This is a genomic window from Fictibacillus sp. WQ 8-8 (assembly GCF_024494405.1).
In the GTDB taxonomy this organism is placed as follows: Bacteria; Bacillota; Bacilli; order Bacillales; family Fictibacillaceae; genus Fictibacillus_C; species Fictibacillus_C marinisediminis.
Window position 1 is genome coordinate 280,393 of the sequence record NZ_JAMXKG010000001.1, and the last position, 24,026, is coordinate 304,418.

Consider the following 24,026-nt stretch of genomic DNA (forward strand, 5'->3'; position numbering starts at 1 on the left):
TTCCCTATTTGTGTTCTTTCTTGAGCCACTCCGCCACAAGCCTCGCGTCTCCGCCAGTCAATAGACCGGCCGGCATACCATTTCGACCTTTTAAAATAATGCTCATGATCTCTTTTTCCGAATATTTACTTCCGATATGTTTTAGAGAAGGCCCTGCTGATCCTTCAAGATTGTTTCCGTGGCAGCTTGCACAGTTTTGTTTAAAGACACTGTCAGCAGCCAGCATGTTTTGCTTTTCATGTTTCTTCTGCTCGTCCTGTCCGTTATTGGATGAACATGCAGCCAAAAGCAGCATCGCCATACTGATCATGGCCATTTTCTTTTTCATCGATTTTCTCTCCTTTTTTTAAATTCTATGGTTGGAAACAAAGGAAAGGAATTCTCTTTGTTTGGAGTGATCGTATTTTGTCAGTGCATAGGTATTGGCGTCAGGCAGCTGAATAGAATGGCAGTCCACTTCCAGCATCCTTCCCTCCAGCAGTTCTCGCCTGACTGTAGAGGCAGGCAGAAAGGATACCCCAAGCCCTTCTATAATAAATCTTTTCGTAATATGCACTTGTGACACTTTCATCATTCGCACACCAGGATATTTAGCTTTAATCGTTTTAATCAAGCCTCCCCAGTAACCTGGGTGATTATGAGTCAATAGATAATTCAATTCGAATACTTCTGCTTCCTCCAGAGGCGGTGCGGATTCTGAATCCCGGCCATCGTGTGTACAAACCAAGATCACTTTGTCTCTGTATAGGAGATTACAGATTAAATTGGAATTGGCTGTAGGAAGACATGATAGACCAATATCCACTTCATCGTTCAATACCGCTTGTTCGATGTGTTCTGATTCTATGATTTTCACCGATATTTCTGTTTCAGGATGCTTATTTAAGTATCGCTTCAGCACAAAGGGAAGAATCGTGTCAGCGATCAGCGGTGAGATGGCCAGGATAAGCTTGCTCGTATAGCCCTGGCTGAAGGAAGCAAGATCTTCAAGCCCGTTTTCATAAACGGCAATCAGCTTTTTGGCATGATCCAAGTATCGTTTTCCGTCTTCCGTCAGTTTAACTTTCTTTCCTTCCCGATGAAAGAGCAATACCCCGATTTCTTTTTCAAGCTGCTTAATATGAACCGTTACGGAAGGCTGTGATATGTAAAGAATCTCTGCTGTTTTTCTAAAATTCCCCGTTTCTGCCGCCGTTAAAAAGGTATATAGCCAATTAAACTCCATTATTATCTCCTTATTAATGATCCTAATCAAGTTCTTTAAAAAGATTTAATTTTCTTAATTATATATATTCTATACAATGTTATCAAAGAAGAAAAGGAGAGATGATTGATGGAAAAAGGTCTTAAAGGTGTTGTGGCAGCACAGACGTCCATCAGCCATGTGGATGGCCTGAATGGAAAATTGCTGTACAGAGGTTTAGATATCGGCGAAGTGACAAAGCACTATTCATTCGAAGAAACAGCCTACTTTCTATGGCATGGAAAATTTCCAACTGAAAATGAACTGAACGATCTGAAGAATGAGTTAAAAAGAAACAGGAAGCTTTCAGGTTCGATCAAAGAGATCATTGATCACCTTCCAAAGAACATGGATTTGATGAGCGTGATCCGAACCGCCATCTCTTCAGAAGGCTCTGAAGAATATGGCTGGAAACCTACGATTGCTCAAGCGATTAGACTTACAGCGCTCGTTCCGAGTATCATAGCCTATCGGACACGCAGCATAGAAGGTAGGCCGTTTGTTTCTCCCTTCGAGGACTTAGATCATGTTGAAAACTATCTTTATATGATCAACGGCACACCACCTTTAAAAGCACATGCTGAAGCGCTGGAAACCTATATGATCTTGACGCTGGAGCATGGGATGAACGCTTCAACATTTTCAGCAAGGGTAACAGCTTCCACAGAATCGGACCTCGTTTCTGCTGCAACATCAGCCATTGGGACGATGAAAGGCCCCCTTCACGGAGGTGCCCCTTCCGGTGTGATCGCACTGCTGGATGAAGTGGCGGAAGCAGGCGATCCCGAAAGAGTAATTCGAGAGAAGTTAGTTCGTGGTGAGAAGCTGATGGGATTTGGCCATCGCGTATATAAAACGCTTGATCCGAGAGCGGCCGCTTTGAAGGAGCGTCTCTTAAACATGACAGGAAAAGACCAATGGCTTGATCTGGCTCTTGAGACAGAACGCACGGCTGTTGCTCTTTTGCAGGAATTTAAACCAGGACGTTCGCTGTATACGAACGTAGAATTTTATGCTGCAGCGATTATGAAGGCCATTCAAATGGATGACGAGCTGTTCACGCCCACCTTTACGGCCAGCCGAATGGTAGGCTGGACCGCCCATGTTCTTGAACAGTCAGAAGACAACACGATATTCAGGCCCGAATCGGTTTATATAGGGCCGACACACAGCAAGGAAGATGTGAAGAACTGAATTCGATTCTAAAAAACACAAAGCACTTCCGCAAAGGAGAAGTGCTTTTACTTATTACGAAATTCACTTGGTGAACAATCCAAGACCGTACGAAAGACTTTATAAAAATTTGACGGACTTCGAAACCCTGCTTCATAGCAGATTTCGAGATTTGTAAGGCTCGTATTTTTAAGAAGATGGGCGGCCTTGTCTACCCGGATCTTCTCCAAATATTCCCTCGGCGTTTCTGAGGTCGCCTGTTTAAATTGCCGTTCCAGATAAAACGGACTGACACCGGCAAAATCGGCAATGTCCTGAAGAACGAGCGGTTCTTTATAATGCTGAACAAGAAATGATTTGACGCTTGTGACGAGCTCCATCTGCGGAGAAAGCCCGGCATCCGGCTGGCATCGTTTACAGGCTCGAAAGCCCGCCTCTACTGCTTCAGGAATAGTTCCATAGAAATCCACGTTGATCTTCTTCGGTTTTCTTGAGCGGCAGGAAGGACGGCAATAAATTTTTGTCGTTTTGACAGCAGTATAAAATAAACCGTCATACGAACTGTCGCACACCATAATTTTTTCCCACATCTCATCAAATGAGAGATTGTCCATCTTCACTGTCCCCTTCCTCTGCTCCTATTGTAAACTTCTGTTATTTTCAAGTTCAAGTAAAAATTGTTTTCGATCCAATCCACCCGCATATCCTCTCAAGTCACCATTATCCCCGATCACCCGATGGCAAGGAATAAGGATGCAGATGCGGTTCTTGCCGTTTGCGTTGGCCACTGCCCTGACGGCTTTGGGACGTCCCAGATGCTCCGCCTGCGCTTTATAGCTGCGCGTCGTGCCATAAGGTATATCCTTCAGCGCTTTCCATGTTTGCACTTGAAATTCCGTTCCGATGCTGGCAACCGGCACGGAAAATTCCTTGCGTGACCCGGAGAAATACTCTTGGAGCTCGAAACCTAATTGGCGGCTCAATGGGCTTGATCTCTTTTTGAGATTGGCTTTAAGTCTCTTTTTCAGAAAAACAAGCTCGGTCTCAAGCGCCCGCCGGTCCATAAATTCCAGCAAACAGCATTCCCCCTCATAAAAACAGGCGATCAAAACACCGATCGGCGTCCAGTATTTCTGGAAGCTAAGGGTATTCGGGAGCTCTTCGTCACGGTTGCTTTCGCTGCGGAGCATGTCGTTTACCCGCTTGACGTACACGTACTTTTGCAGATCTCCGTCATGCTGCTTCAAAAACCATCTCCTCGCACGGCTATAAGAGGAATCATCCGGAGAGATCTGCTTCAAATATTTTTCCGGATGTTGTTCCTTCTGTATCATGTCAATAAAGTCCCGGATGTCCTCTCGTTCGGTCCCATGGGTTAACGGCTTGCAAACTTTGCATTCTCTGAACCCAAAGCAGACGAGATCAAATAATCTTTTGGAAAAGACGGTGTTCTGCTTGTGGGGAGGTGTAGCGCTGCAGCCAAAGCGGCATGCGATGCCAGTTGTCGTCACGCCGATATAATAGCCAGCGTATTCATCCTTCCTAAGCAGTTTTTCGTAAAGGGCAGCATGCTTATCGTTTTCAGGTTCAATATAGTCATACCGTTTCTGAAGCATAAGATTCACCAAAAGCAAATCATTGCCTTGATGCAGTTCGTTAAACCGCTTGATCTGATTCATCTCATCACTCACCTCTTCATTATTCTATCAGCTTTCATCGGTGTAAATCGTCCTCATTCTTGCTCTTATGGTCTACTCGGCGTATTAAAAAAGACATGCCCTTTATCCGGGGGCATGCCTTTACTTATTTTTATTAATATCAGGGTTGGCCGCCATAAGGGCATTGGCGGTGTCCCATACAGCCGGCAGAAAGCTGATCACTTCCTGTGCCCTGTCAAAGATATCTCTTGTGGTTGCAATACCTAAATCAGCGAGGAGTTCGGTAAAAGCAGGAGCCAGTGATTCTTGCAAATCAGGCGGGGCATCTGCTGCAAGGATCGTGCGGCATCGCGCAAACGTGGCTGCAATCCAAAATACAGCTTCTCGATGAAAACCGTCCTGAATCAGTTTCCTGCTTCCATCAATGGCGATCGGACGGGCAATTTTCGTAATATCTGTACTGAAAAAGAACGGCGTCCTGGAGACCGCCACTGCACCATCGAAGGTTCCTTCAAGGTTGGCTAGGTGGTGCTCCACTTTTTCAGAAGTAAAATGCTCACAGCCGAGCAGCCTCAGCAGATCCGTATATAACCCCTCCTGTCCGTATTCCACCAGTACCTCGCGCGCTTTAAGGTAACGGAGCCGGACGGTCGGATTCTTCATGGCAGCAACGAGAAGAACGTGGGTCGTGACCCCTGCCGGAAACAGCCAGCTTGTTACTTGTTCATGAATCGGTGCTTTCGGCTGAATTGCAGCGAGCCCGGATTCAATTCTTCTCATTGCGTTTTCGCATCGGTTCCTCACCCATTTTTTCTCCGGAAAATACTTGGACACTTGCTGTTGGAGTTTCTGCAAATGTCCTGTGGGGTCAGCAATGATCGTGTTCGTACGGAAGCTTACTGCCAAGTGGTAAGAGGATAGCACTTCTTGGGCTGATTTTAATAATTTTTGAGATAGATAAGTAGCTTCCAGCAAGGTATCACGATAGAGGAACTTGCCGGGTTTCATCGGCGGTTCGTCCTCCTTGGAAACAAGGACGACATCGACGTCTGAACCAACCGGCAGTTCTTCGTCGTCTGCGAGTCCGATGGTCGATCCGCTGAAATACGCACCCAAAAACCATCTTTCAGAGCTGGCGTACTTCTTCACCCAATCTTCTGCGTTTTTACGAGCTTGACTGGCCTTCATCTTCTCACCCCGCTATTTTTATAAATAAAAAGGGAAGCACGGAGATGTCTCCTTGCTTCCCTGATGTGTTGTTAACGAAGATATGGGATTGGATTTACAGCATTTGATTTCGCGTAATTCCACTCACCTTTATGAAGTTCAAAGTGCAAATGCTGTCCAGTGGAATGTCCAGTATTACCCATCGTACCAAGTCGTTGCCCTTGAGTTACACTTTGTCCTGTGCTGACTGCACGCTCACTCATATGTGCATAAACAGTCGTGTACAGCTGGCCGTCAATGTAAGAAGAAATAAATACGACATTACCGTAAGAAGACGATAGGTAAGAACGGGCAACCGTACCTGAAGCCGCTGCTGAGATCGCATTGTCCGATCCAGCTTGAGCGATATCGATTCCCGGATGGAAATCACTGCCGCCAAAACGCTTGCCAAATGGCGATGAAACGTAGCCATTGGCAGGCCAGATAAAGTTCGCTGAAACACTTGGCTCGCTATGAGTCGGCGCAGGTGAAGGCGCTGAATCATGACGCTCTTGTTGGCGTTCAGCCGCACGTTTGGCTGCCTCTTTACGGGCTGCTTCTTCACGCTTGCGCTGTTCAGCTTCTCTTTTTGCTCTTGCCATCTCTTCTTTTACCGCTTTTTCCTGTGCGGAAAGAATTTGATTTTTCTCTTCAATACTTGTCACGTCTTCATGAAGATGCGTTTCCTTCTTCTTTAATGAAGCGGACAGTCTGTTTTTTGCTTCTTTTTGGGCGCTGAGCTTATCATTCAGCCCATTTAATTCCTGAAGCTTCGCATTCAAGGAATTCAGCTTTTGTTCTACATGCTGTTTATCCTGTTCAACTGCTGCTTTATCGCGTTTTTGATCTTCCAAAATGGACTTATCAGATTCTGCGATCATATTTAATGAAATCAAACGGTCAAGGAAATCACCAAAACTGCTTGAGCCGAGTACGACATCAAGGTACTTCACCGCTCCGCCGCTTTCATACATGGAACGGACACGCTCTTTTAAGATCGCATCGCGTTCTTTGATGCGTTTTTGAATCTTGGCAATTTGGTCTTTCAAGCTTTGAATCTCGTTTTTCGTATCATTGATTTCTGTTTTTTTCGTCTGAATATCGTTCAGCGTCTGCTGCAGAGTAGACTCAATTTTTTGCAGTTCCTCAAGCACCTGGTCCTGCTGTCCTTGCACGTCTTTAATTTCTGCGTTCTTTTCTTGTTTTTTGGCCTGGTTTTCAGCTTGCTTTTGATGTATATCACTTAACGTTTGCGCGTTAGCAGAAGTGTATGTAAAAGCGCTCAAGCCAATGCTTAGAGATAATAACCCCTTTAATATCTTTCTTTTCAATGGTATTGCCTCCTCCATACGTTCTCCTACACCCTCTTTTAATCCCAAAAGAATTATATCATTTAGATGATAGAGTTTTTGGGCAATTACATTACAACTATATTTCAAATTGTTACAAAACTCGCTAAAATGACCTAATAAATGTAAGGATAAGAGACTAATTGACAGAAATGAAGGGTTTTTACTTTGCGGGAAATGACAATGCATGAGGATAATGTGGGGTTTTTTGTGGAAATTAGGCTGGCTTAGTTGAGCGCAGTTATCTGAATTTTTAGTTTGGATCAATTATTTTGAGTTACGCTCAATTAAATGTTGTTTGGCTCAATAAATTGAGCGTTCGGCACAATTCCTCTCCTTTTCCGCTCCATTCTTCACATAAACTCCCCATCCGCTCTCCTCACTCCATAAAACCACCCTTCTAAAGCAGGAAAATCTACTAAAAAAGAGAAATCTATCTAATAAGGAGTGTTGCTATGATCGTCAAACCTATACAAGTTCCTCTTATCATCAAAAAACTAGAAGCCTTGCTTCGCAGACTGCCCCCAAACCATCCAAAACGGCCAATCATCGAAAAAGAGCTGGCCAGCCGGTTCAAAGGATACCGGGGCGAACAGTCTCTCGACTTTTATCTGCAAGAACTTCCATCGAAAGACCATCTTATCCTCCATGACATTCGCCTTCCTGCTCTCAACAGTCAATTTCAAATGGATTTACTCATTCTTACACCCTATTACCTTCTCAATCTAGAAGTGAAGAATTTTTCAGGCTCCCTTCTTTTTGACGAAACACATCAACAGCTGATACGTACACACGAAGGTAAAGAAGAAGGATTTGCATATCCGTTCATACAAATCCAACGCCATAAAAAGCTGTTAACCGAATGGCTTACAAAGAACCGTCTACCACCGCTCCCTATCGAATGCCTCGTTGTTATCAGCAGTCCCCGGACCATCATTCGAACCAAATAGAACACCTTAACCAACTGCACACAAATGAGATTCTGAGCAAAAACAGTTAAAACGGTTGTCCACTTCTTATCAAACAGCATACACCTGAAACATTCGATCCCCTCGAATACTTCCTGATTCCTAAAACTGACCTTCTCACCGGCGTGCATTGCCCGGTATGTTTTACCCTTCCCATGAAAAGAAAAAGAGGAAAATGGGTCTGCATCGCCTGCTCCTATTCATTAAGCGATGCCCACATTTCCTCTTTACAAGATTATTATTTTCTTATTCAGCCGACCATCACTAAGCAGCAGTGCCGGCACTTTCTCCAGCTTTCATCTCGATTTATCGCTCATGTTTGCTTTCTGACATGCAGCTCCAGCACACAGGAACTACAAAAGGTAAAGTCTATTCCCTTAATGAACCTGAGAATTAAACGTCATGATCCAGATGGAGCCGGCTACGATTGTGAACACCATGACAGCTCCAAGCACAAGTGCCATCACATGATACCTCGGCTTCTCTCCTTCTCTAATGTGCATGAAGAAGAAAAACTGAATGATGAGCTGCAGTAAAGCGATCAAAAGAATGGAAACCGTCAGCATGCTCTTGCTCATCACATGCTGGATCACAAGCCACAGCGGGATGATCGTTAAAATGATGGAAAAGAGAAAACCCATAATGTATGTCTTTGCTGAACCATGGTTTTCATGTCCGTTCATCTACATCACCCCCAACAGATAAACAACGGTAAAGATGAAAATCCAGACGACATCGAGAAAATGCCAGTACAGGCCGACAATCGTTACTTTTTCTTTTGTCAGATGGTCGATGCCGTGCCTGCCGATCTGAACCATCACACCAATCATCCAGATCAAACCGAACGTGACGTGAAGTCCGTGCGTTCCGACCAGTGTAAAAAAGGAAGAAAGAAATGCGTTAGTGGATATCGTTGCTCCCTCAGCTGCCATTTTGGCAAACTCCGTAATTTCAAGTCCCACAAAGGACATACCGAGCAATACGGTGACCGCCAGCCATCCCATCAGCTGTTTTTTGTTTCCCTTATGCATCGCGAGTGAAGCAAGCCCACTCGTAAAGCTGCTTGCCAAAAGGATGAAGGTTTCAGCAGTAAAGCCCTTAACCTCAAACAGCTCATGCCCTGTAAGATCTCCATCTGTGTGAGTCCTCAATACGGCATATACAGCAAACAAACAAGCGAAAATAATACAGTCTGTTACAAGAAAAATCCAAAAGCCCAGCAATTTAAACGTATCGTGATGCGCCTCGTGGCGGGTATCCATAGACGTTACCGATTGTGCCATCACACGACCCTCCCTAAAGAAGCTTCCGTCCGCTTGATTTCATCTACAGGAATGTAGTAGTCCGTTTTCCGCTGGAAGGAACGGGCCAGCAAGCAGATGGCTACACCAGCCAAGCCGGCGATTCCTACCCACACCCATTCAAAGGTAAGACCAAATCCAGCTACAAACCAGCACGCTGCCATGAAAAATGGAATACCTGAGTTTTTAGGCATGTGGATCGGTTCAAACTCTTTATTTTCTTTTTCAGATGCAGCTCCATGCTTATGTTCTTTCACATCCCACCAGGCATCATCACTCTTCACCTCTGGAATATGGGCAAAGTTATAAAGCGGAGCAGGAGATGGAATGGACCACTCCAGCGTCCGGCCGTTCCACGGATCTCCGGTAAGATCGCGCTCGCCGTTTTTGATGCTGTAGAGGATTTGCCATACCTGGAACACGAAGCCGATTCCCATAAGGAACGCGCCACCCGTGGAAACAAGGTTGTACGGCGCCCAGCCCATGTCCCATCCGTACGTATAGACACGGCGGGTCATGCCCATGAATCCAAGCGCATATTGCGGCATGAAGCATACATAAAACCCGATGTTCCACGTCCAGAACGCCCATTTGCCGAGGCGGTCGTTCAATTTAAAGCCGAACATTTTCGGCCACCAGTAGTAGAGTCCTGCCAAATACCCGAAGACAACCCCGCCAATCAAGACCTGATGAAAGTGGGCAATCAGGAAATAGCTGTTATGGTACTGATAGTCAGCCGGCGCAACAGCCAGCATGACCCCTGTCGCTCCCCCGACGACAAAGCAGGGAATAAAAGCAAGCGTCCAGAGCATCGGCTGCGTCATGCTGATGCGGCCGCGGAACATCGTGAACAGCCAGTTAAATACTTTAACACCGGTCGGAATACCGATTGCCATCGTTGTTATGGCAAAGAAAGTATTCACATCGGCTCCGGCACCCATTGTGAAAAAGTGATGCACCCATGTAAAGTAGGAAAGTACGCTGATGATCATCATGGAAAATACCATGGATTTATAGCCGAAAATTTTCTTTTTCGAGAAGGTGCTGACGACCTCTGAGTAGATACCGAACGCCGGCAGCACTACGATATACACTTCTGGATGTCCCCACATCCAGATCAGGTTGACATACATCATCGGGTTTCCGCCGCCGGTTGCCGTAAAGATATGGGCACCGAAAAAGCGGTCAACAAACAATAGCGCCAGCGTTACCGTCAATACAGGAAATGCGAAGATGATCGTGATGCAGCTGGCCAGTACAGACCAGGAGAACAGCGGCATCTTCATGAGTTTCATGCCGGGAGCACGCATCTTTAAAATGGTGACGAGAAAGTTGATTCCTGTTGCCAGGCTTCCAATCCCCGAGATTTGAATTCCCCAGATATAAAAGTTTTGTCCCGGCCCCGGGCTTCCCGCAAGTTCGGATAACGGCGGATAGCTTAGCCAGCCGGCATCCGGTGATCCTCCCACAACAAAGGATAAGTTGAACAGCATGGCGCCAAAGAAAAACAGCCAAAAGCTCAGCGCGTTCAAGAACGGATATGCGACATCGCGCGCTCCGAGCTGCAGCGGCACCACAATGTTAAACAGTGCAAACATAAAGGGCATCGCCATAAACAAAATCATGATTGTGCCATGCGTCGTAAAAATCTCATTGTAATGCTGGGAATCCAAAAAGTGTGAATTCGGAAACGCCAGCTGCATTCTCATGAGCAGTGCGTCAACTCCTCCCCTGAACAGCATGAGGAGGGAGGATACCAAATACATAATTCCGATTTTTTTATGATCAACGGTTGTGAGCCACTCGCGCCACAGCCAGCCCCATTTTTTGAAAAACGTAAGAAAAACCAAAATACCAAGAAGCGTGATCACAATGGCAACATCCGCGCCGTAAATCAGCGGATCGCCGGTTACAAAAAATCCTTTCGCCTTGTCTGCCATCTGTTTTTCCCCCTTTCTTCTTTTCTATTATTTATCGTGGTCCATCATCGACATGTCATGTCCCCCGTGCTTCATCTCAGGCTTCATATATTTGCCGCCGTTGCGGTCGATCGTTTCATGAAACAAGGATTCAGGATACGAAGAAAATGATTGTTTCTCTGCCAGTCCTTTTTTCGTCAGCAGATCATATCTCTCCTGAGTTAGCGCCGGAGCTGATTTTTTAATTTGTTGTGCCCATTGGTTGAATTCAGCCTGCGGCTTGGCAACCACCTTAAATTTCATATGGGCAAAACCTTTTCCGGTAAAGTTGGCACCAGATCCAAAGTACGTTCCCGGTTTTTCCGCCTGCAGCCAGAGCCGCATCGCCATTCCCGGCATCGTATATTCTTGTCCGCCAAGCTCCGGAACCCAGAACGAGTTCATCATCGAATCCGATGTTAATTGGAATTGAACTGGAACGCCAGCCGGAATTTCCGCATAGTTGACAGTCGCAATTTTTTGATCGGGATACTGAAACAGCCACTTCCAATCGAGTGAGGTGACCTGAATGGTAATCGGTTTTACATCCGTCACCGGCGGTTTGACAAGAGAATACGTTGTTTTGGCAGTGTAAACGCCTAAAATACAAATAATGATGACCGGAATTCCCCACCACACGATCTCCAATATTTTGCTGTCATTCCACTCTGGCGTATACGGTGCTTTATTGCCCGGTTTGTCACGGTACCTGTATACGATATAAAACAGCAAAACTAAAACCGGTATCACCACAGCGGCACATAAAACCGCTGACAATACAATTAAGTCAAGCTCCTTTTGCGCGACAGGGCCGGACGGATTAAAGACGAGATACCGCCGGTCGCATCCTGTTAGAAGTGCTAACAGTGTGATGCCCAGAGCAGAAACCTTCCAAAGATAGCCGGACGTATGTTTCTTCATGTGTGACCTCTCCTTTCATAACCTGAAACAGTGTTTCTATCTTCCTGACGGAGTGTAATAAGTACTATTTCATGCTATAACGGAGGGGCTTTTCTCATATGTGATATAAATCACACTTTCATAAAAATAAGGCTTGTTCTGCTTCATTTGTCACAAAGTGGACAAATGAGGCCGCAGCAGGAAAAAATACTTTCACGCCATCTGGGCATCTGCATAGGGTATGGTAGTGACCATCTGCCAAAAGAAAGAGGGTAAACTATGGTACAAAACCTGGATTACACATCACCATCCACTCAATACACCGCCGATGTCAGCAGCAACGTGTTCACCAAAGACCGCGAGAATTATATAAATGTTTTGGGAATCCAGCAGTTAAACACGTTAGACAATGTTTCCTTATTGGACATTTTCTTGAGCACCAATAACGTCGTCGAACCTCATTATCACCAAAATGCCGCAGAGCTTGTGTACTGCATTTCCGGTTCTGCTGTTGTTTCCATCTTCAATCCTTTTACGAAACAGTTCCATCACTATCCGATCGGACCCCGGCAGGTTGCTAACGTTCCTCAAGGCTGGTGGCATTATGAAGTGGCTACATCTGACCAAACCCACCTGCTGGCTATATTCAACTCACCGACCCCGGATGTCATCCTGGGTTCCGATCTTTTAAAATTCACCCCGTCCAACATCATGGCTCACACATATTGCATGAATGAAAAACAATGGATCCAAACGGTCGCACCCGTCCAGTCCACCACGTTTATCGGGCCGCCGAAAAACTGCAGTGGAGAACAACGCCAAGATCAGTATTATCCAAGCCATTATCCTCAGACTTTCTATCATCCGCCATATTAAAACGGCAAAAAAAAAGGCTTACCTCGACGGGTAAGCCTTGCTTGTTATTTTCCTGTTTTCGCGAACGTTGCGATACGTTCTCCGATTTCATCACGGACGCGCTGGAACACCTTCCATTTTTCTTCTTCTGTTCCTTCCGCTTTCGCCGGATCATCAAATCCCCAGTGATCTCGTTTTACATGCGGAGGAGTCATCGGGCACTTGTCAGCCGCATCCCCGCAGAGCGTGACAACAAGATCTGCGTTATTTAAAATATCGGGATCAATGATGTCAGACGTTTGATTCGAAATATCAATCTCCACTTCATTCATCGCTTTAACCGCATTGGGATTTAAGCCATGTGCTTCAATCCCTGCGCTTTTTACTTCCCATTCTTCACCAAGATGCTTTTTAGCCCAGCCTTCTGCCATCTGGCTTCTGCATGAATTTCCGGTACATAAGAAATAGATTGTTTTTTTAGCCATTCTCAAACACTCCTTAACTCAATTTAATGAAGGATAATTAACCATAGATAGAGACCTGTCAACGTTATAAACAAGGTTGGAACGGTTAAAACGACCCCAATTTTAAAGTAGTATCCCCATGTTATTTTCACGCCTTTAGTATTCAGCACATGAAGCCATAATAATGTAGCTAACGAACCAATCGGTGTAAGTTTCGGCCCCAAGTCCGAACCGATCACGTTCGCATAAATCAAGGCTTCCCTCATGACACCTGTAGTATGGGTATCAGATATGGCTAACGCATCAATCATAACGGTTGGCATATTATTCATCACAGAAGAGATGACTGCTGCGATAAAGCCCATTCCTATCGTTCCTGCAAATAGTCCATGATGTGTGACGGATTCAATGGCACTAGCCAATAAATTGGTCAGTCCTGCATTTCGCAAACCATACACGACAACATACATACCGATGGAAAAGAATACGACCGCCCAAGGTGCACCTTTTATTACTGTTCTTGTCTGGACGGCTGAGCTTTTTCTTGCAGCTGCCAAGAAAATAACCGCGATGACTCCTGCGATGAAGGATACAGGTACAGAGAAGAATTCTCCTATAAAGTATCCAGCGAGCAGAACAGCTAATACATACCATGACAATGTAAACATTTTTACATCTTTAATGGCCTCTGCCGGTTTTTTCAGCTGATTGACATCGTATGTCTTTGGTATGCTTTTTCTGAAATACAGATAGAGTACAAGAATGCTTGCCAGCAGACTAAAGAGATTGGGAATAATCATACGGCTGGCATACTCTGAAAAACTGATGCCGAAAAAGTCGGCTGAAACAATATTCACCAGATTGCTGACGATCAGCGGCAAGGAAGTCGTATCTGCAATAAACCCGCTGGCCATGATAAATGGGATCACCATTTTGTGCTCAAATTTCAAATGGCGAACCATCGCTAAAACGATAGGAGTTAAGATTAACGCAGCTCCGTCGTTGGCAAAGAAAGCGGACACCACTGCTCCTAATACCGTTACCAGCAAAAACATTCTGATCCCGTTTCCATTTGCATAGCGGGCCACATGAAGAGCCGCCCACTCAAAGAACCCTACCTCATCTAAAATAAGAGAAATAATGATAATAGCAACAAATGTGAGAGTAGCGTTCCAAACAATTCCCGTTACATCTATTACATCCTGAAAGGAGACCACTTGAAAGAGCAAAGCAATAAGAGCTCCTCCACAAGCTGACCATCCAATACTAAGACCTCTTGGCTGCCAGATCACAAACGTCAGTGTGGCTAAAAAAATGATACTGGCAATAATGACTGAACTCACAAATATAATACCTCCTTAACTATCACAAGAAATTCGTTTTCCCTGTGCCTCTAATTCTTCTATACGATACTGCTGACTCGGTAAGCCCTGAATGACTTGCAGGACAAACGAACGAAAAGGATAAGCAGCATTTAATGAATAATAGATCCATTGCCCGTTTCTCCGTTCTTTAACTAAACCGATATCCCTTAACTTTCGCAGGTGCTGACTAACGGCTGGCTGGCTCATCTGAAACAGATTGACAAATTCACAGACACAGCATTCGTTCTCAGACAATATTTTCACCATGGCTAACCGTGTTTTATCGCCTAATAATTTTAGTATGTTAGCAGCGGTTTCCAATTTTAATTCTTGACTGGCCATCCAGCAAGCACCTCCAATATCATTACATTATCCGTCATCATTATATAAGTATATACTTATGTACGCAACCATAAATTCGTATCAACAAAAAGTCACCTGCCAGAATAACAGGTGACATAGTATGATTTAGCAGCAAGACGCTGATTTTGTTGGTTCATGTACTTCTCTATCACTCTTCGTATAAAAGAATTCCCACTCATTCCCTTCTGGATCCGTCACCCAAAATTTATCCTGAGTGGCATAGCAGCAGTATACATCCATTTCTTCACGGGCAAAAAATCCTAACTTCTCTAAACGATCCTTGTGTTTTATCACTTCTTCCTCGTTTTCCACTTGGAAACCGAAATGGCCGACCTGATTTCCTACTATTTCGGGTTTTATATTCTACTTGATTTAAGAGATGGTAAAAAGGGGCTGTCCAAGAAGTCTGGTAGCTGTTGATCTCCGCTCCAGGCTGCTCGCTTTCCGCGGGGCGTGCGGTGAGCCTCTTGGCGCTAGCGCCTGCGGGAGTCTCACCTGTCACGCTAGTCCCGCAGGAGTCTCGCACCTTGCACTCCAATCAACTTTTCATTGAAGATTTTTCACGTCAAAGGAGCTGCCTGAAGGTCAATTTTCGACTTTCAGGACAGCCCCCTCTATTCTGTCAACCTTTTTTACAGTCCTCAATGTCTGCTTCAGTATCGATTACGTTCATAGGAAATTACGATACTTCCACACTCTTCTTTTCTGTCACTTCATGCACGAACAGCAAGCCGAGCTCGTGATGTTCATTCTCATAGAGCGACCGCTGGGAAAAACGGAGCTCTCCTCTATGATCCAGAACTTCGAGTTTACAAAAGGCTGCATTAATCTGCAATGCACGGTAGAATTCACGCTCATTTTTCAAGGCGACTCCGTTCACCTTCATGATGACTTCTCCAACCTGGATTCCCATCTTGGCAGCAGGGGTGCCAGGCACCACACCGAGGACAACGAGTCCTTCATTCCGGCGTGTGAAGAATGGCTTGCCGCTCTCATCACGCTGGCTGTTAATGACGGTAATGAGCTCACGGCCAAGCGTTCCGCCAATGATAGCGATAACCGCAAGCAGCGGCAAGTCTGTAAAGAAACCAACCAGCGCAATCGCCACAATAAGTGCGCCGAGAGCCAGTACTTGTTTTCCGGTCGCTTTAATCGCCTCCTGTGGAAGGGAATGAGAATTCAGCTGACGGAAACCTACCGCAAATGGGACAAGGAGAATGGAGTATCCTACAGCCTGCAATCCAAAGATCGGCCAATCTCCCTGTGCGGGAATGGCACCGATCGGGATGAGGAAAAATTGCGGGACAAGCCAGAACCTTGTTGCCTCATGCGCACCCACGTATTGACCTCTCTTGCCTTTCAAAAGACGGGGAGACGTTCGATTTGACCCTTTCCAGATGATCAGAATCCCTTCCTGAATGAGGAGGAGCGCCATTAGAATACCGAGAGCATCAAGCGGCGTGTTGCGGATATCCCTCAGCCATGTATCCAGCAGAACTACATTCGTCGTGATATGCGGGAGAACAAGTGCAACTATTGATGCGAGTCCGATCGCATAAGCCGGGTTTAAAAACCTTGTTCTCAGTGTTAAGCCAAGCAACGCGTACATTGCGCCGATCAAGGCCACCATTCCCATCGGAACGACGACACCTGCGCCGAGCAGAACAACGGAAAAAATAATACCAATGACAAGACCAGGAAAAAACGATTGGATCAAATTATCAATCACAGGGTGGACCTTCACTTTAAATTCTTTTCGTTCCCGTTTTACTCGCTTAAAACCAATAACAAAAGCAACAATCACAAACACGTATGAAAGTGGATGTAAAAAAAGAGCCGCTATGCCCTCAAGCAGTTCCTTTACATAGATATCCATCACGCAAACCTCTCCTTAATGCTTCTTTTCTCAACGTTCGTAATCTATTCAAAATGTGATTCCGGCTTCTGCCTGGAATGTAAATTTACACAAGCATTATGTAGTTAATATTTTTAAGTATAACCCGAAAAGAACAAGGAGTGTGAGAAAAATGTGTAGCTTTTCATAAAGAAAGGCGCTTACAGATCGTTTGTCAGAAGATGAGCAGACGTTCGGTTGGGTTTACATGCGGGTTTTCATGAATTACGTGCGGGTTTTTAGCATTTACGTGCCAGTTTAATCACTTTACGTGCAGCTTTATTGCCTTAACGTGCCACTTTCCACCTTTTACATGCCAAACACAGCATTTCTCCAGCTTCTCAATCAACAAAAAAATTCCGCAGGCAAGAACCTGCGGAATCCTTCGTTATTTTTTCTTTTCTGCCGCCATCTCCAAAGCAGTTTGAAGCTGGACGTCGTTTTTCTTGTTTCTGATCTCAGTGATGATCTTGCTTTCCAGCTTGCCGGCTGTTTTTTGATCCACTTTGCCGGATGGGCTGAGCTTGTTGGCTTTTTGGAAAGCAGTAACGGCTGTTTCTGTTTTTTCGTCAAAATAGCCGTCTGTGCGTCCCGGATCAAAGCCAAGGCCCTGAAGCATTTTCTGTGCATTTTTTACTTGCTCGCTGTTCATGTCAAAAACAAGCGGTTTTTCGATTGTAAGCGGGCTTGTGTAGAAGTAAGCCGGCTGTTTTACGGCATAATTTGGCTTGATGCCTTTTTTATGGATCCAATTGCCGTCCGGAGTCAGCCATTTAGCAAGCGTCAGCTTCACATTGCTGCCATCCCCCAGATCGATGGTCTGCTGAACCGTTCCTTTTCCGAACGTTTTCTCGCCGACTAGCGGATAGCCGCCTGCTTCTTTTAATGCTCCAGCCATGATTTCAGAAGCTGAGGCACTTCCTCCATCTACGAGACCGACAATAGGATAGGCTTTCTTCTCTTTCAGCTGAGAAACATACCGTTCCTTGTTGCCTTTGCGGTCTTGAATTTGAACGAACGGTTTGCCTGCCGGAATAATTTCCTTCAGCATGCTGTCGACCGCATTCAGATAGCCGCCTGGATTTCCGCGGACATCGATGACAAGCCCTTGGATACCTTTGCTTTCAAGTTCACCCAGTTTATCTTTAAAATCGGTTCCTGTATCTTCAGAGAAAGAGGTAATGTTGAGGACACCGATTTTTTTGCCGTTTACGTTTCGAACGTTAGAATAAACCGTCTCAATCGGAATCGTGTCGCGTTTCACATCGATGTTAAGCGTGTCATTAACACCTTTTCGCTTAATGCCGAGTGTAACTGTAGAACCTTTTTTGCCTCGGATTTTTAGAACAGCCTGATACAGATCAAGCCCTTCAAGACTTTTGCCGTCAACTGAAACGATCTGGTCATTCGGCTTCACACCTGAACGTTCTGCAGGTGAATCTTTAAATGGTGCGATAACGGTTACTTTTCCGTCCTGCATGCTTACTTCTGTTCCAATACCTTCAAAGGAAGAATCCAGTGATTGGGTAAACTGGCTGGCCGTGTCTTCATCCATATAGACAGAGTAAGGATCTTTTAATGTCCTTACCATCCCGTCGATGGCACCTTCAAGCAGTTTCTCTGAATCTACTTTCTGATAATACCTCGAGGAGATCAGCTCGTACGTTTTTTGAAGCTTCGCAAATTCCTGATCCTGATTCACCGGCGCTTTGGTGCTTTTCATCTCACTGACAGAGCCGGCGTTGCCCAATGATTGATCTTTATTGGACCATTGCATGTAGCCGTACATTCCGCCGGCTCCAATAACAAGCGATAAAACCATAAGAAGCGCAACAACTTTTCTTTTCAATTTCGCTCACCTCATTTTTGGCAGAAAAAGGCATCACACCTTCCCGATGCGATGCCAATTTTCAAAGTAAGAGATGGACCTGATGTGTCCGCCCGAAACTCCTACTCTATATTATGAACAGCTTGTATTTTTATGTCCATATATTTCTCTGATTACATATACGGACGAGGGTCAACTGCATTGGATTTCGATGCGTTCCATGGCCCTTTGTGAAGTTCAAAATGCAAGTGCTGGCCTGTTGAATGGCCGGTGTTCCCCATATATCCGATCAGCTGGCCGCGTTTTACAGAACCGCCCTGAACGACACGCTCTCTCATGTGCCCGTAAACCGTGGTCCACGTTTGTCCATTGATCGAGTGGGTAATGAAGATTACATTTCCATAGGATGAAGAGTAATCTGAACGGATGACAGTACCATCTGCCGCTGCGTAGATCGGAACTGTACCTGGCTTGGCAATATCAACACCCGCATGGAACTTGTTCCAGCGAGAACCGATCCCGGAAGTAAAGATACCCGCTGCCGGCTTCATGATCATTCCTGATCCGGTATTCGCAGCATTTCCGCCTGCGCTTCCCTTCGAGCTGTTTTGCTCCTCAGCCTGTTTGGCTCGAGCTTGTTCTTCTTTAATGGCCTTCTCCTGGCTGCTTAGAAGCTCATCTGAATGCTCATACTTTTCCACTTCGTCCTCAATTTCAGAATGCTTTTTCTTTAATGAAGACATCAAACGGGTTTTCTCTTCCATTTGTGCATCAAGCTGCTTCTTCAGATCCTGAAGCTCACGCATTTTGTCCTGGAGAGCAGAAAGCTGATCTTCAACCTTTTGTTTCTTCTGCTCTAAAAGGTCCTTATCTTTCTTTTGCTCTTCCAATAGCTGGCGGTCCTGATCCGCAATCAGGTTCAATGCGACAACCCGGTCAAGAAAGTCACCGAAGTTTTTTGATCCGAGAACCACATCAAGATACTGGACAGCTCCACCGCTCTCGTACATGGAGCTGACGCGTTCCTTCAGCAGCTGGTCCCGCTTGTCAATCCGCTTTTGAACAAGATCAATCTCGTTCTTAAGCTGATCGATCTGATCCTGCGTTAATTGGATCTCGTTTTCTTTCTTTTTAATCTGGCTTTCTGTAGCCATCGTTGATTTATCGATGCGTTCAATTTCCTTTTTTGTAGCTGCCTGATTCTTTTCGTTGAGCTTTAGTTTTGCGTTAGCGGCGCCTTGTTTCTTTTTATTCGCCTCTTTTTTCTCTTGTATGCTCTTTAGCGTTTCTGCGCTGGCTGTCGTGGATGATTGGTATGCTGTAATACCGCTAAGAGCGAGGCTTAATGAAAGTGTTAATCCTGCGATCTTTCTGTTCAAATCAAGTCCTCCCCTTTTCTACCCCAATTTTCATGTATATCTTTCGTAATCTTTGTGGCTCATGGAAGCAGTTGATTTCCGTTCCAGGCTGCTCACTTTCCGCGGGGCGTGCGCTGAACCCCTCGGCGCATGCGCCTGTGGATTTCATCTGTCACGCTTCTCCCAGCCGTAGTCTCACACCTTGCACTCCATCAACTTGTCCATGAAGTCTCTTTGCAAAATTGTTTCCAAAGCACAATCTTGCTAAAAATGAATTTATACTTTTAAGAATTTACGTACGGATGAAATGCTTCCCCATACTCCAATCAATCCACCAATAATGGCCAGCAATGCTGAAAGCTGAAGCACCATCGGATAGACCGGCAGCAGTCTGACAAAGACGGTATCGAGCTGATTATTGACTGAGCCGTGCAGGAATTCGTATCCGAACACGATAACGAGGATCGGAACAATCGCCCCCATCACACCCAGTACAAACCCTTCAATGAAGAAAGGCCAGCGAATAAAGCCATTTGTTGCGCCAACAAGTTTCATAATTTCAATTTCTTTACGCCGGGATATAATTGTAAGTTTAATCGTGTTTGAAATGAGGAACATTGCTGTAAAGATCAATCCAACGATCAATACAATCCCAACATTTCTGGCAGCGCCTGTCACTTTAAACAGCTTTTCTACGGTTCCCTGGCCGTAATCAACCTTCTTGATGTGGTCAAATTTCTCTATTTCAGAAGCAACAGATGCGGTATCCTGAGGCTTTTTCGTTTTAATGATGTATGCATCTGGCAATGGATTCTCTTTTTTCAGAGATGAGAAAGCTTTTCCTTCATCTCCAAGGCTTTTGATCAATTCTTTCAATCCATCTTCTTTGGATTGGAATTTCACTTCATTGACATGCGGAACCTGTTCCATTTTTTGCTGCAGATCAGCATACTCCGTCTGTTTTGTCGTGCGGTCAATATACGCCCGAATCTCTACATCGCCTTCAATCTGGCTTGCAAGATGATTTAAGTTTAATAGGACCACTAGAAAAACGCCGACAAGCAATAAAGTAACCGTTACTGCACTAACGGAGGCAAATGACATCCAGCCATTTCTCCCAAGGCTTTTAAATGCTTCTGTAAAGTGACGCTTTAGGGTTCTAGATTTCATAGCCGTATTCCCCCTTCTGCTCGTCACGCACGATTCGTCCGCCTTCGATGGCGATTACGCGCTTTTGAAAACTGTTAACAATATCTTTATTGTGAGTGGCCATGACAACTGTCGTACCACGTTCGTTGATTTCCTTGAAGATGTCCATGATCTCCCATGCCGTTTCAGGGTCAAGGTTTCCTGTCGGCTCATCCGCAATAATAACTGGAGGATGATTAACGATGGAGCGGGCGATCGATACACGCTGCTGCTCTCCGCCTGATAGCTCATCGGGAAAAGAACGTGCTTTGTTTTTCAGCCGAACCAGATCGAGAACTTCCATGACGCGCTGGCGGATTACTTTTGGAGTCTCTTCGATAACTTCAAGTGCAAAAGCAACATTTTCATATACTGTCAGCTTTGGCAAAAGTTTAAAGTCCTGAAAGACTACTCCAATTTTCCTGCGCATTTTAGGAATGTTTCGTTCCCTTAATTTTGCCAGATCTGTGCCTTGTATGAGGATCGAACCTTTTGTCGGCTTCTCTTCTCTGTACATGCACTTGATGAATGTAGATTTACCGGCTCCACTCGGCCCTACTACATAAACAAATTCTCCTTTATCTATGTAGATATCGATCCCATTTAAAGCCATAACACCATTGGGATATGTTTTCCATACATCTTTCATTTCTATCAAAATTCATCACTTCCTTAATTCAGAACTGCGTATTTCCCCATCCGCCTTTTAAATTCGACAATCTATAACAACCAATTTATTAAAATCAGTGTTTTTTCCCGTAATTCCTATTATAACATCGGAAACTGTAAAATTTATTACAGTTTCATTTCAAGTTACGACGTTATTTTCGAATAACAAGTGACTTTTTCACTATCTTTACAGCTTTTCGACAAATATATTACGACATTATTCGCATTTTTCTGTCAGCGGTTGGAGAATACGTTATTTACGATTTTAATTAAGCTGTAATGTTCTAAAAAATCACTGCTATTTGCTTAGCCGACAAACATACCCATTCGTATTTTTTTCTGTTATCATGTCGGTACGTTTCATGAAATCGGACAAAATCCATCATTTCTCAGTCTTTTCATAAAAAAAACCGGCGAGCAATTTGCTCACCGGTGTGTTTTTTATCGATTATGCACGCTTAAATCCTTCGCCCAGAACTTCATTGGCGTTCAACAGGATAATGAACGCAGAAGGATCTATACTTTTGACAAATTGCTTCAGTTTGGTCACCTCATATTGAGCGACTACACACATGAGCATCGGACGCTCATCCTGTGTATATCCCCCGAACGCATTGATCTTTGTTACACCTCTGTAGATCTCGGTAAGAATCCCTTGGCGCATTTCTTCCTCCTGATCCGAGATGATCAGTGCCACTTTAGAAACGCCAAGCCCCATTTGCACAACGTCAATTGTTTTTGCCGTCAGGAACATGGCGATCAAAGCGTAAAGAGCTTTTTCAAGACCGAAAACAAGTGCGGATGTACAAACAATCGTTCCATCAATAAACAGAATGCATGTCCCGAGGGAGATTCCGGCATATTTGTGAAGGATCTGCGCCAGCAAGTCAACACCGCCTGTTGATGCTTTTCCTCGGAATACGATGCCCAGTCCGGCTCCAACACCCAATCCTCCGAATAATGCACCAAGCAGCGGATCGTTCGTAGCTGGTCCCCAACCGCTGAATACAAAAACGAAGAGGGGTAAAACGACAGTGCCGACGAGTGTTTTAGCGCCAAACTGCCTTCCGAGAAAAATTATACCGGCAAAAAATAGCGGAATGTTAAGTGCCCATTGGACAATCGACGGATCCCAGCCTACCACCCATTTTAAGATGGTACTGATCCCGCTCACCCCGCCGGAAGCAATCTTGTTCGGCAGCAAAAACACAGAAAAGGCAAGCGCTACGAAGGCCGAACCGATCACCACAAATATATATTCCAAAGCGAGCTCTGCCTTTGGCGGCAAAACCCCATTACGTCTTCGCAAAGCTGTCATCATTGCTACATTACCCTACTTTCTAAACCACCTAAGTTCGTAAAATGGTAAAACCCGAATCATTATATCACTACTAGTCTGCCCTGTGAACGCGATCCCGATGACGCGGTAAAGGAATAAAATTGAAATTTCCGATTATATTTTTAACCGTAAATTAGATGAAATTTATTTAAACAAGAATTAAACAATACGCTTCAGCAGATGGCCGCTGCGTCCGATCAGGCCGCTTCAGCCAACAGCTCTATACAAGAAGTAAGAGCAGCTTGAGACCGTTCAGCACGTATTGGAAATCTCACAATCGTTAACTGACCTGACTGAAGAGCTCAACCATCTTTTATCCGCAAAAGATAATGAATAATCCATCATCCCGCCGCGTCCGGTCTGCTTCCGGGAACTTGGCGGGCTTTCTTTTGTCGAACGGTTTTTTACAAATTCAGACAGCTTTCCGTTAAACTAGTAACAACATATTGAGGGACAGGAAAGGGGATAAAAATTGAGATGGATGAAAAAAAGCTGTATCTCCTCCTTTTGCAGCGTATGGAGGAAGCACTCGGCAGACTCGACCGTTATCAAGCTAAAATTGAAATCATTGAAACCAATTTCAATAAGCTTGATCAAGGAATGGAAAACTATCATTCCGCCGTACTCCAGCGTTTTGAGCAGATGGAACACTATATATCCCACCTGGAGCATGAGATCGAAATACTTCAGCGCAATGTGCCCGGAGCTGATGAGGCCTTGCCTCTGCAATAATTACATAGAGAAAGAATCGAAACTATCCAGGGTGCGATCTGGATAGTTTTTTTGTTCATTTTGGAATGAAAAGATCTATGTTAGCAGGCTCTGCCGAGGCTCGTGCGTGCCATTGCGTGCCGTTACTTGCAGTTCGACACGCTTTACTTGCAGTTTGGTTCGCGTTACTTGCGAAAATGCTATGTTTACTTGCGGTTCGACAAGGTTTACTTGCAA

General features: G+C 44.9%; 23 protein-coding genes and 1 pseudogene. 4 read left to right on the forward strand and 20 right to left on the reverse strand.

The genetic code is table 11. From position 1 onward, the window contains the following. Positions 1 to 4: 4 nt before the first annotated feature. Both cccB and M1K46_RS01480 read right to left on the reverse strand, forming a co-directional pair. Positions 5 to 328, reverse strand: a complete 324-nt coding sequence (cccB, locus tag M1K46_RS01475; protein ID WP_256224573.1) for a cytochrome c551 — start codon at positions 326 to 328, stop codon at positions 5 to 7. A gap of 18 nt (positions 329 to 346) precedes the next feature. Next, entirely contained in the window at positions 347 to 1,225 is an 879-nt protein-coding gene (locus M1K46_RS01480; protein ID WP_091002936.1) for a LysR family transcriptional regulator, read from the reverse strand. A 105-nt stretch (positions 1,226 to 1,330) separates the two neighbouring features. Here M1K46_RS01480 and M1K46_RS01485 point away from each other — a divergent pair, with 105 nt between their 5' ends. Next, entirely contained in the window at positions 1,331 to 2,437 is a 1,107-nt protein-coding gene (locus M1K46_RS01485; protein ID WP_256224574.1) for a citrate synthase/methylcitrate synthase, read from the forward strand. Between the two features lie 47 nt (positions 2,438 to 2,484). Here M1K46_RS01485 and M1K46_RS01490 read toward each other — a convergent pair whose 3' ends face one another. From M1K46_RS01490 to M1K46_RS01505, 4 genes are all read right to left on the reverse strand, one after another. Then, positions 2,485 to 3,030: a bifunctional transcriptional activator/DNA repair enzyme AdaA gene (locus tag M1K46_RS01490; protein WP_256224575.1), complete on the reverse strand. Its 546-nt coding sequence runs from the start codon at positions 3,028 to 3,030 to the stop codon at positions 2,485 to 2,487. Positions 3,031 to 3,054: 24 nt separating this feature from the next. Beyond that, positions 3,055 to 4,095, reverse strand: a complete 1,041-nt coding sequence (locus M1K46_RS01495; protein ID WP_256224576.1) for a methylated-DNA--[protein]-cysteine S-methyltransferase — start codon at positions 4,093 to 4,095, stop codon at positions 3,055 to 3,057. Between the two features lie 120 nt (positions 4,096 to 4,215). After that, positions 4,216 to 5,262 (reverse strand): hypothetical protein, encoded by a 1,047-nt coding sequence (locus tag M1K46_RS01500; RefSeq protein ID WP_256224577.1) that lies wholly within the window; start codon positions 5,260 to 5,262, stop codon positions 4,216 to 4,218. 71 nt (positions 5,263 to 5,333) lie between these two features. After that, positions 5,334 to 6,611 (reverse strand): murein hydrolase activator EnvC family protein, encoded by a 1,278-nt coding sequence (locus M1K46_RS01505; protein WP_256224578.1) that lies wholly within the window; start codon positions 6,609 to 6,611, stop codon positions 5,334 to 5,336. 473 nt (positions 6,612 to 7,084) lie between these two features. Here M1K46_RS01505 and M1K46_RS01510 point away from each other — a divergent pair, with 473 nt between their 5' ends. Continuing rightward, the gene (locus tag M1K46_RS01510) at positions 7,085 to 7,579 is read left to right on the forward strand and encodes a nuclease-related domain-containing protein (protein WP_256224579.1); all 495 of its coding nucleotides are present in this window, start codon (positions 7,085 to 7,087) and stop codon (positions 7,577 to 7,579) included. Between the two features lie 395 nt (positions 7,580 to 7,974). On the opposite strand, the gene cyoD is transcribed toward M1K46_RS01510, so the two are convergent. From cyoD to M1K46_RS01530, 4 genes are read right to left on the reverse strand one after another with little or no spacing between them, the layout of a single operon-like run. After that, positions 7,975 to 8,280, reverse strand: a complete 306-nt coding sequence (gene cyoD, locus M1K46_RS01515) for a cytochrome o ubiquinol oxidase subunit IV (protein ID WP_053357028.1) — start codon at positions 8,278 to 8,280, stop codon at positions 7,975 to 7,977. Further along, positions 8,281 to 8,880, reverse strand: a complete 600-nt coding sequence (cyoC, locus tag M1K46_RS01520; protein ID WP_091002915.1) for a cytochrome o ubiquinol oxidase subunit III — start codon at positions 8,878 to 8,880, stop codon at positions 8,281 to 8,283. It abuts the gene before it with no gap. Further along, positions 8,880 to 10,838, reverse strand: a complete 1,959-nt coding sequence (gene qoxB, locus M1K46_RS01525) for a cytochrome aa3 quinol oxidase subunit I (protein ID WP_256224580.1) — start codon at positions 10,836 to 10,838, stop codon at positions 8,880 to 8,882. The genes cyoC and qoxB overlap by 1 nt, the downstream gene beginning before the upstream one ends. 27 nt (positions 10,839 to 10,865) lie before the next feature. Further along, complete coding sequence (locus M1K46_RS01530) at positions 10,866 to 11,777, reverse strand: ubiquinol oxidase subunit II (protein WP_256224581.1); 912 nt, start codon at positions 11,775 to 11,777, stop codon at positions 10,866 to 10,868. A 258-nt stretch (positions 11,778 to 12,035) separates the two neighbouring features. Here M1K46_RS01530 and M1K46_RS01535 point away from each other — a divergent pair, with 258 nt between their 5' ends. After that, positions 12,036 to 12,632 (forward strand): cupin domain-containing protein, encoded by a 597-nt coding sequence (locus tag M1K46_RS01535; protein ID WP_256224582.1) that lies wholly within the window; start codon positions 12,036 to 12,038, stop codon positions 12,630 to 12,632. Between the two features lie 44 nt (positions 12,633 to 12,676). On the opposite strand, the gene arsC is transcribed toward M1K46_RS01535, so the two are convergent. From arsC to M1K46_RS01585, 10 genes and pseudogenes are all read right to left on the reverse strand, one after another. Next, positions 12,677 to 13,096, reverse strand: coding sequence for an arsenate reductase (thioredoxin) (gene arsC, locus M1K46_RS01540; RefSeq protein ID WP_256224583.1), 420 nt, complete (start codon positions 13,094 to 13,096; stop codon positions 12,677 to 12,679). Positions 13,097 to 13,119: 23 nt separating this feature from the next. Then, positions 13,120 to 14,418, reverse strand: a complete 1,299-nt coding sequence (locus M1K46_RS01545; RefSeq protein WP_091002903.1) for an arsenic transporter — start codon at positions 14,416 to 14,418, stop codon at positions 13,120 to 13,122. A 15-nt stretch (positions 14,419 to 14,433) separates the two neighbouring features. Continuing rightward, positions 14,434 to 14,781, reverse strand: coding sequence for an ArsR/SmtB family transcription factor (locus M1K46_RS01550; protein ID WP_256224584.1), 348 nt, complete (start codon positions 14,779 to 14,781; stop codon positions 14,434 to 14,436). Between the two features lie 126 nt (positions 14,782 to 14,907). Beyond that, a pseudogene (locus M1K46_RS01555) lies at positions 14,908 to 15,165 on the reverse strand (VOC family protein); the annotation flags it as partial. Between the two features lie 316 nt (positions 15,166 to 15,481). Beyond that, complete coding sequence (locus M1K46_RS01560; RefSeq protein WP_256224979.1) at positions 15,482 to 16,678, reverse strand: PDZ domain-containing protein; 1,197 nt, start codon at positions 16,676 to 16,678, stop codon at positions 15,482 to 15,484. A gap of 406 nt (positions 16,679 to 17,084) precedes the next feature. Next, positions 17,085 to 18,545, reverse strand: a complete 1,461-nt coding sequence (locus M1K46_RS01565; RefSeq protein ID WP_062237841.1) for a S41 family peptidase — start codon at positions 18,543 to 18,545, stop codon at positions 17,085 to 17,087. Positions 18,546 to 18,697: 152 nt separating this feature from the next. After that, positions 18,698 to 19,903 carry a murein hydrolase activator EnvC family protein gene (locus M1K46_RS01570; protein ID WP_256224585.1) on the reverse strand — a complete coding sequence of 402 codons (1,206 nt, stop codon included), beginning with the start codon at positions 19,901 to 19,903 and terminating at the stop codon, positions 18,698 to 18,700. 255 nt (positions 19,904 to 20,158) lie between these two features. Continuing rightward, positions 20,159 to 21,052, reverse strand: coding sequence for a permease-like cell division protein FtsX (ftsX, locus tag M1K46_RS01575; protein WP_091002895.1), 894 nt, complete (start codon positions 21,050 to 21,052; stop codon positions 20,159 to 20,161). After that, positions 21,042 to 21,728, reverse strand: a complete 687-nt coding sequence (gene ftsE, locus M1K46_RS01580) for a cell division ATP-binding protein FtsE (RefSeq protein WP_062237838.1) — start codon at positions 21,726 to 21,728, stop codon at positions 21,042 to 21,044. Before ftsE ends, ftsX begins: the two co-directional genes overlap by 11 nt. 459 nt (positions 21,729 to 22,187) lie before the next feature. Further along, positions 22,188 to 23,060 carry a YitT family protein gene (locus M1K46_RS01585; RefSeq protein ID WP_231689207.1) on the reverse strand — a complete coding sequence of 291 codons (873 nt, stop codon included), beginning with the start codon at positions 23,058 to 23,060 and terminating at the stop codon, positions 22,188 to 22,190. A gap of 495 nt (positions 23,061 to 23,555) precedes the next feature. On the opposite strand from M1K46_RS01585, the gene M1K46_RS01590 reads away from it, so the two are divergent. Continuing rightward, complete coding sequence (locus M1K46_RS01590) at positions 23,556 to 23,810, forward strand: hypothetical protein (protein ID WP_053357016.1); 255 nt, start codon at positions 23,556 to 23,558, stop codon at positions 23,808 to 23,810. Positions 23,811 to 24,026 lie beyond the last annotated feature (216 nt).

Bases quoted from the DNA above. Each gene is read 5' to 3' on its own strand.
- cccB (WP_256224573.1), bottom strand. From the start codon at position 328: ATGAAAAAGAAAATGGCCATGATCAGTATGGCGATGCTGCTTTTGGCT.
- M1K46_RS01480 (WP_091002936.1), bottom strand. From the start codon at position 1,225: ATGGAGTTTAATTGGCTATATACCTTTTTAACGGCGGCAGAAACGGGG.
- M1K46_RS01490 (WP_256224575.1), bottom strand. From the start codon at position 3,030: ATGGACAATCTCTCATTTGATGAGATGTGGGAAAAAATTATGGTGTGC.
- M1K46_RS01495 (WP_256224576.1), bottom strand. From the start codon at position 4,095: ATGAATCAGATCAAGCGGTTTAACGAACTGCATCAAGGCAATGATTTG.
- M1K46_RS01500 (WP_256224577.1), bottom strand. From the start codon at position 5,262: ATGAAGGCCAGTCAAGCTCGTAAAAACGCAGAAGATTGGGTGAAGAAG.
- M1K46_RS01510 (WP_256224579.1), top strand. From the start codon at position 7,085: ATGATCGTCAAACCTATACAAGTTCCTCTTATCATCAAAAAACTAGAA.
- cyoD (WP_053357028.1), bottom strand. From the start codon at position 8,280: ATGAACGGACATGAAAACCATGGTTCAGCAAAGACATACATTATGGGT.
- cyoC (WP_091002915.1), bottom strand. From the start codon at position 8,880: ATGGCACAATCGGTAACGTCTATGGATACCCGCCACGAGGCGCATCAC.
- qoxB (WP_256224580.1), bottom strand. From the start codon at position 10,838: ATGGCAGACAAGGCGAAAGGATTTTTTGTAACCGGCGATCCGCTGATT.
- M1K46_RS01530 (WP_256224581.1), bottom strand. From the start codon at position 11,777: ATGAAGAAACATACGTCCGGCTATCTTTGGAAGGTTTCTGCTCTGGGC.
- M1K46_RS01535 (WP_256224582.1), top strand. From the start codon at position 12,036: ATGGTACAAAACCTGGATTACACATCACCATCCACTCAATACACCGCC.
- arsC (WP_256224583.1), bottom strand. From the start codon at position 13,096: ATGGCTAAAAAAACAATCTATTTCTTATGTACCGGAAATTCATGCAGA.
- M1K46_RS01550 (WP_256224584.1), bottom strand. From the start codon at position 14,781: ATGGCCAGTCAAGAATTAAAATTGGAAACCGCTGCTAACATACTAAAA.
- M1K46_RS01560 (WP_256224979.1), bottom strand. From the start codon at position 16,678: ATGGATATCTATGTAAAGGAACTGCTTGAGGGCATAGCGGCTCTTTTT.
- ftsX (WP_091002895.1), bottom strand. From the start codon at position 21,052: ATGAAATCTAGAACCCTAAAGCGTCACTTTACAGAAGCATTTAAAAGC.
- M1K46_RS01585 (WP_231689207.1), bottom strand. From the start codon at position 23,060: ATGATGACAGCTTTGCGAAGACGTAATGGGGTTTTGCCGCCAAAGGCA.
- M1K46_RS01590 (WP_053357016.1), top strand. From the start codon at position 23,556: ATGGATGAAAAAAAGCTGTATCTCCTCCTTTTGCAGCGTATGGAGGAA.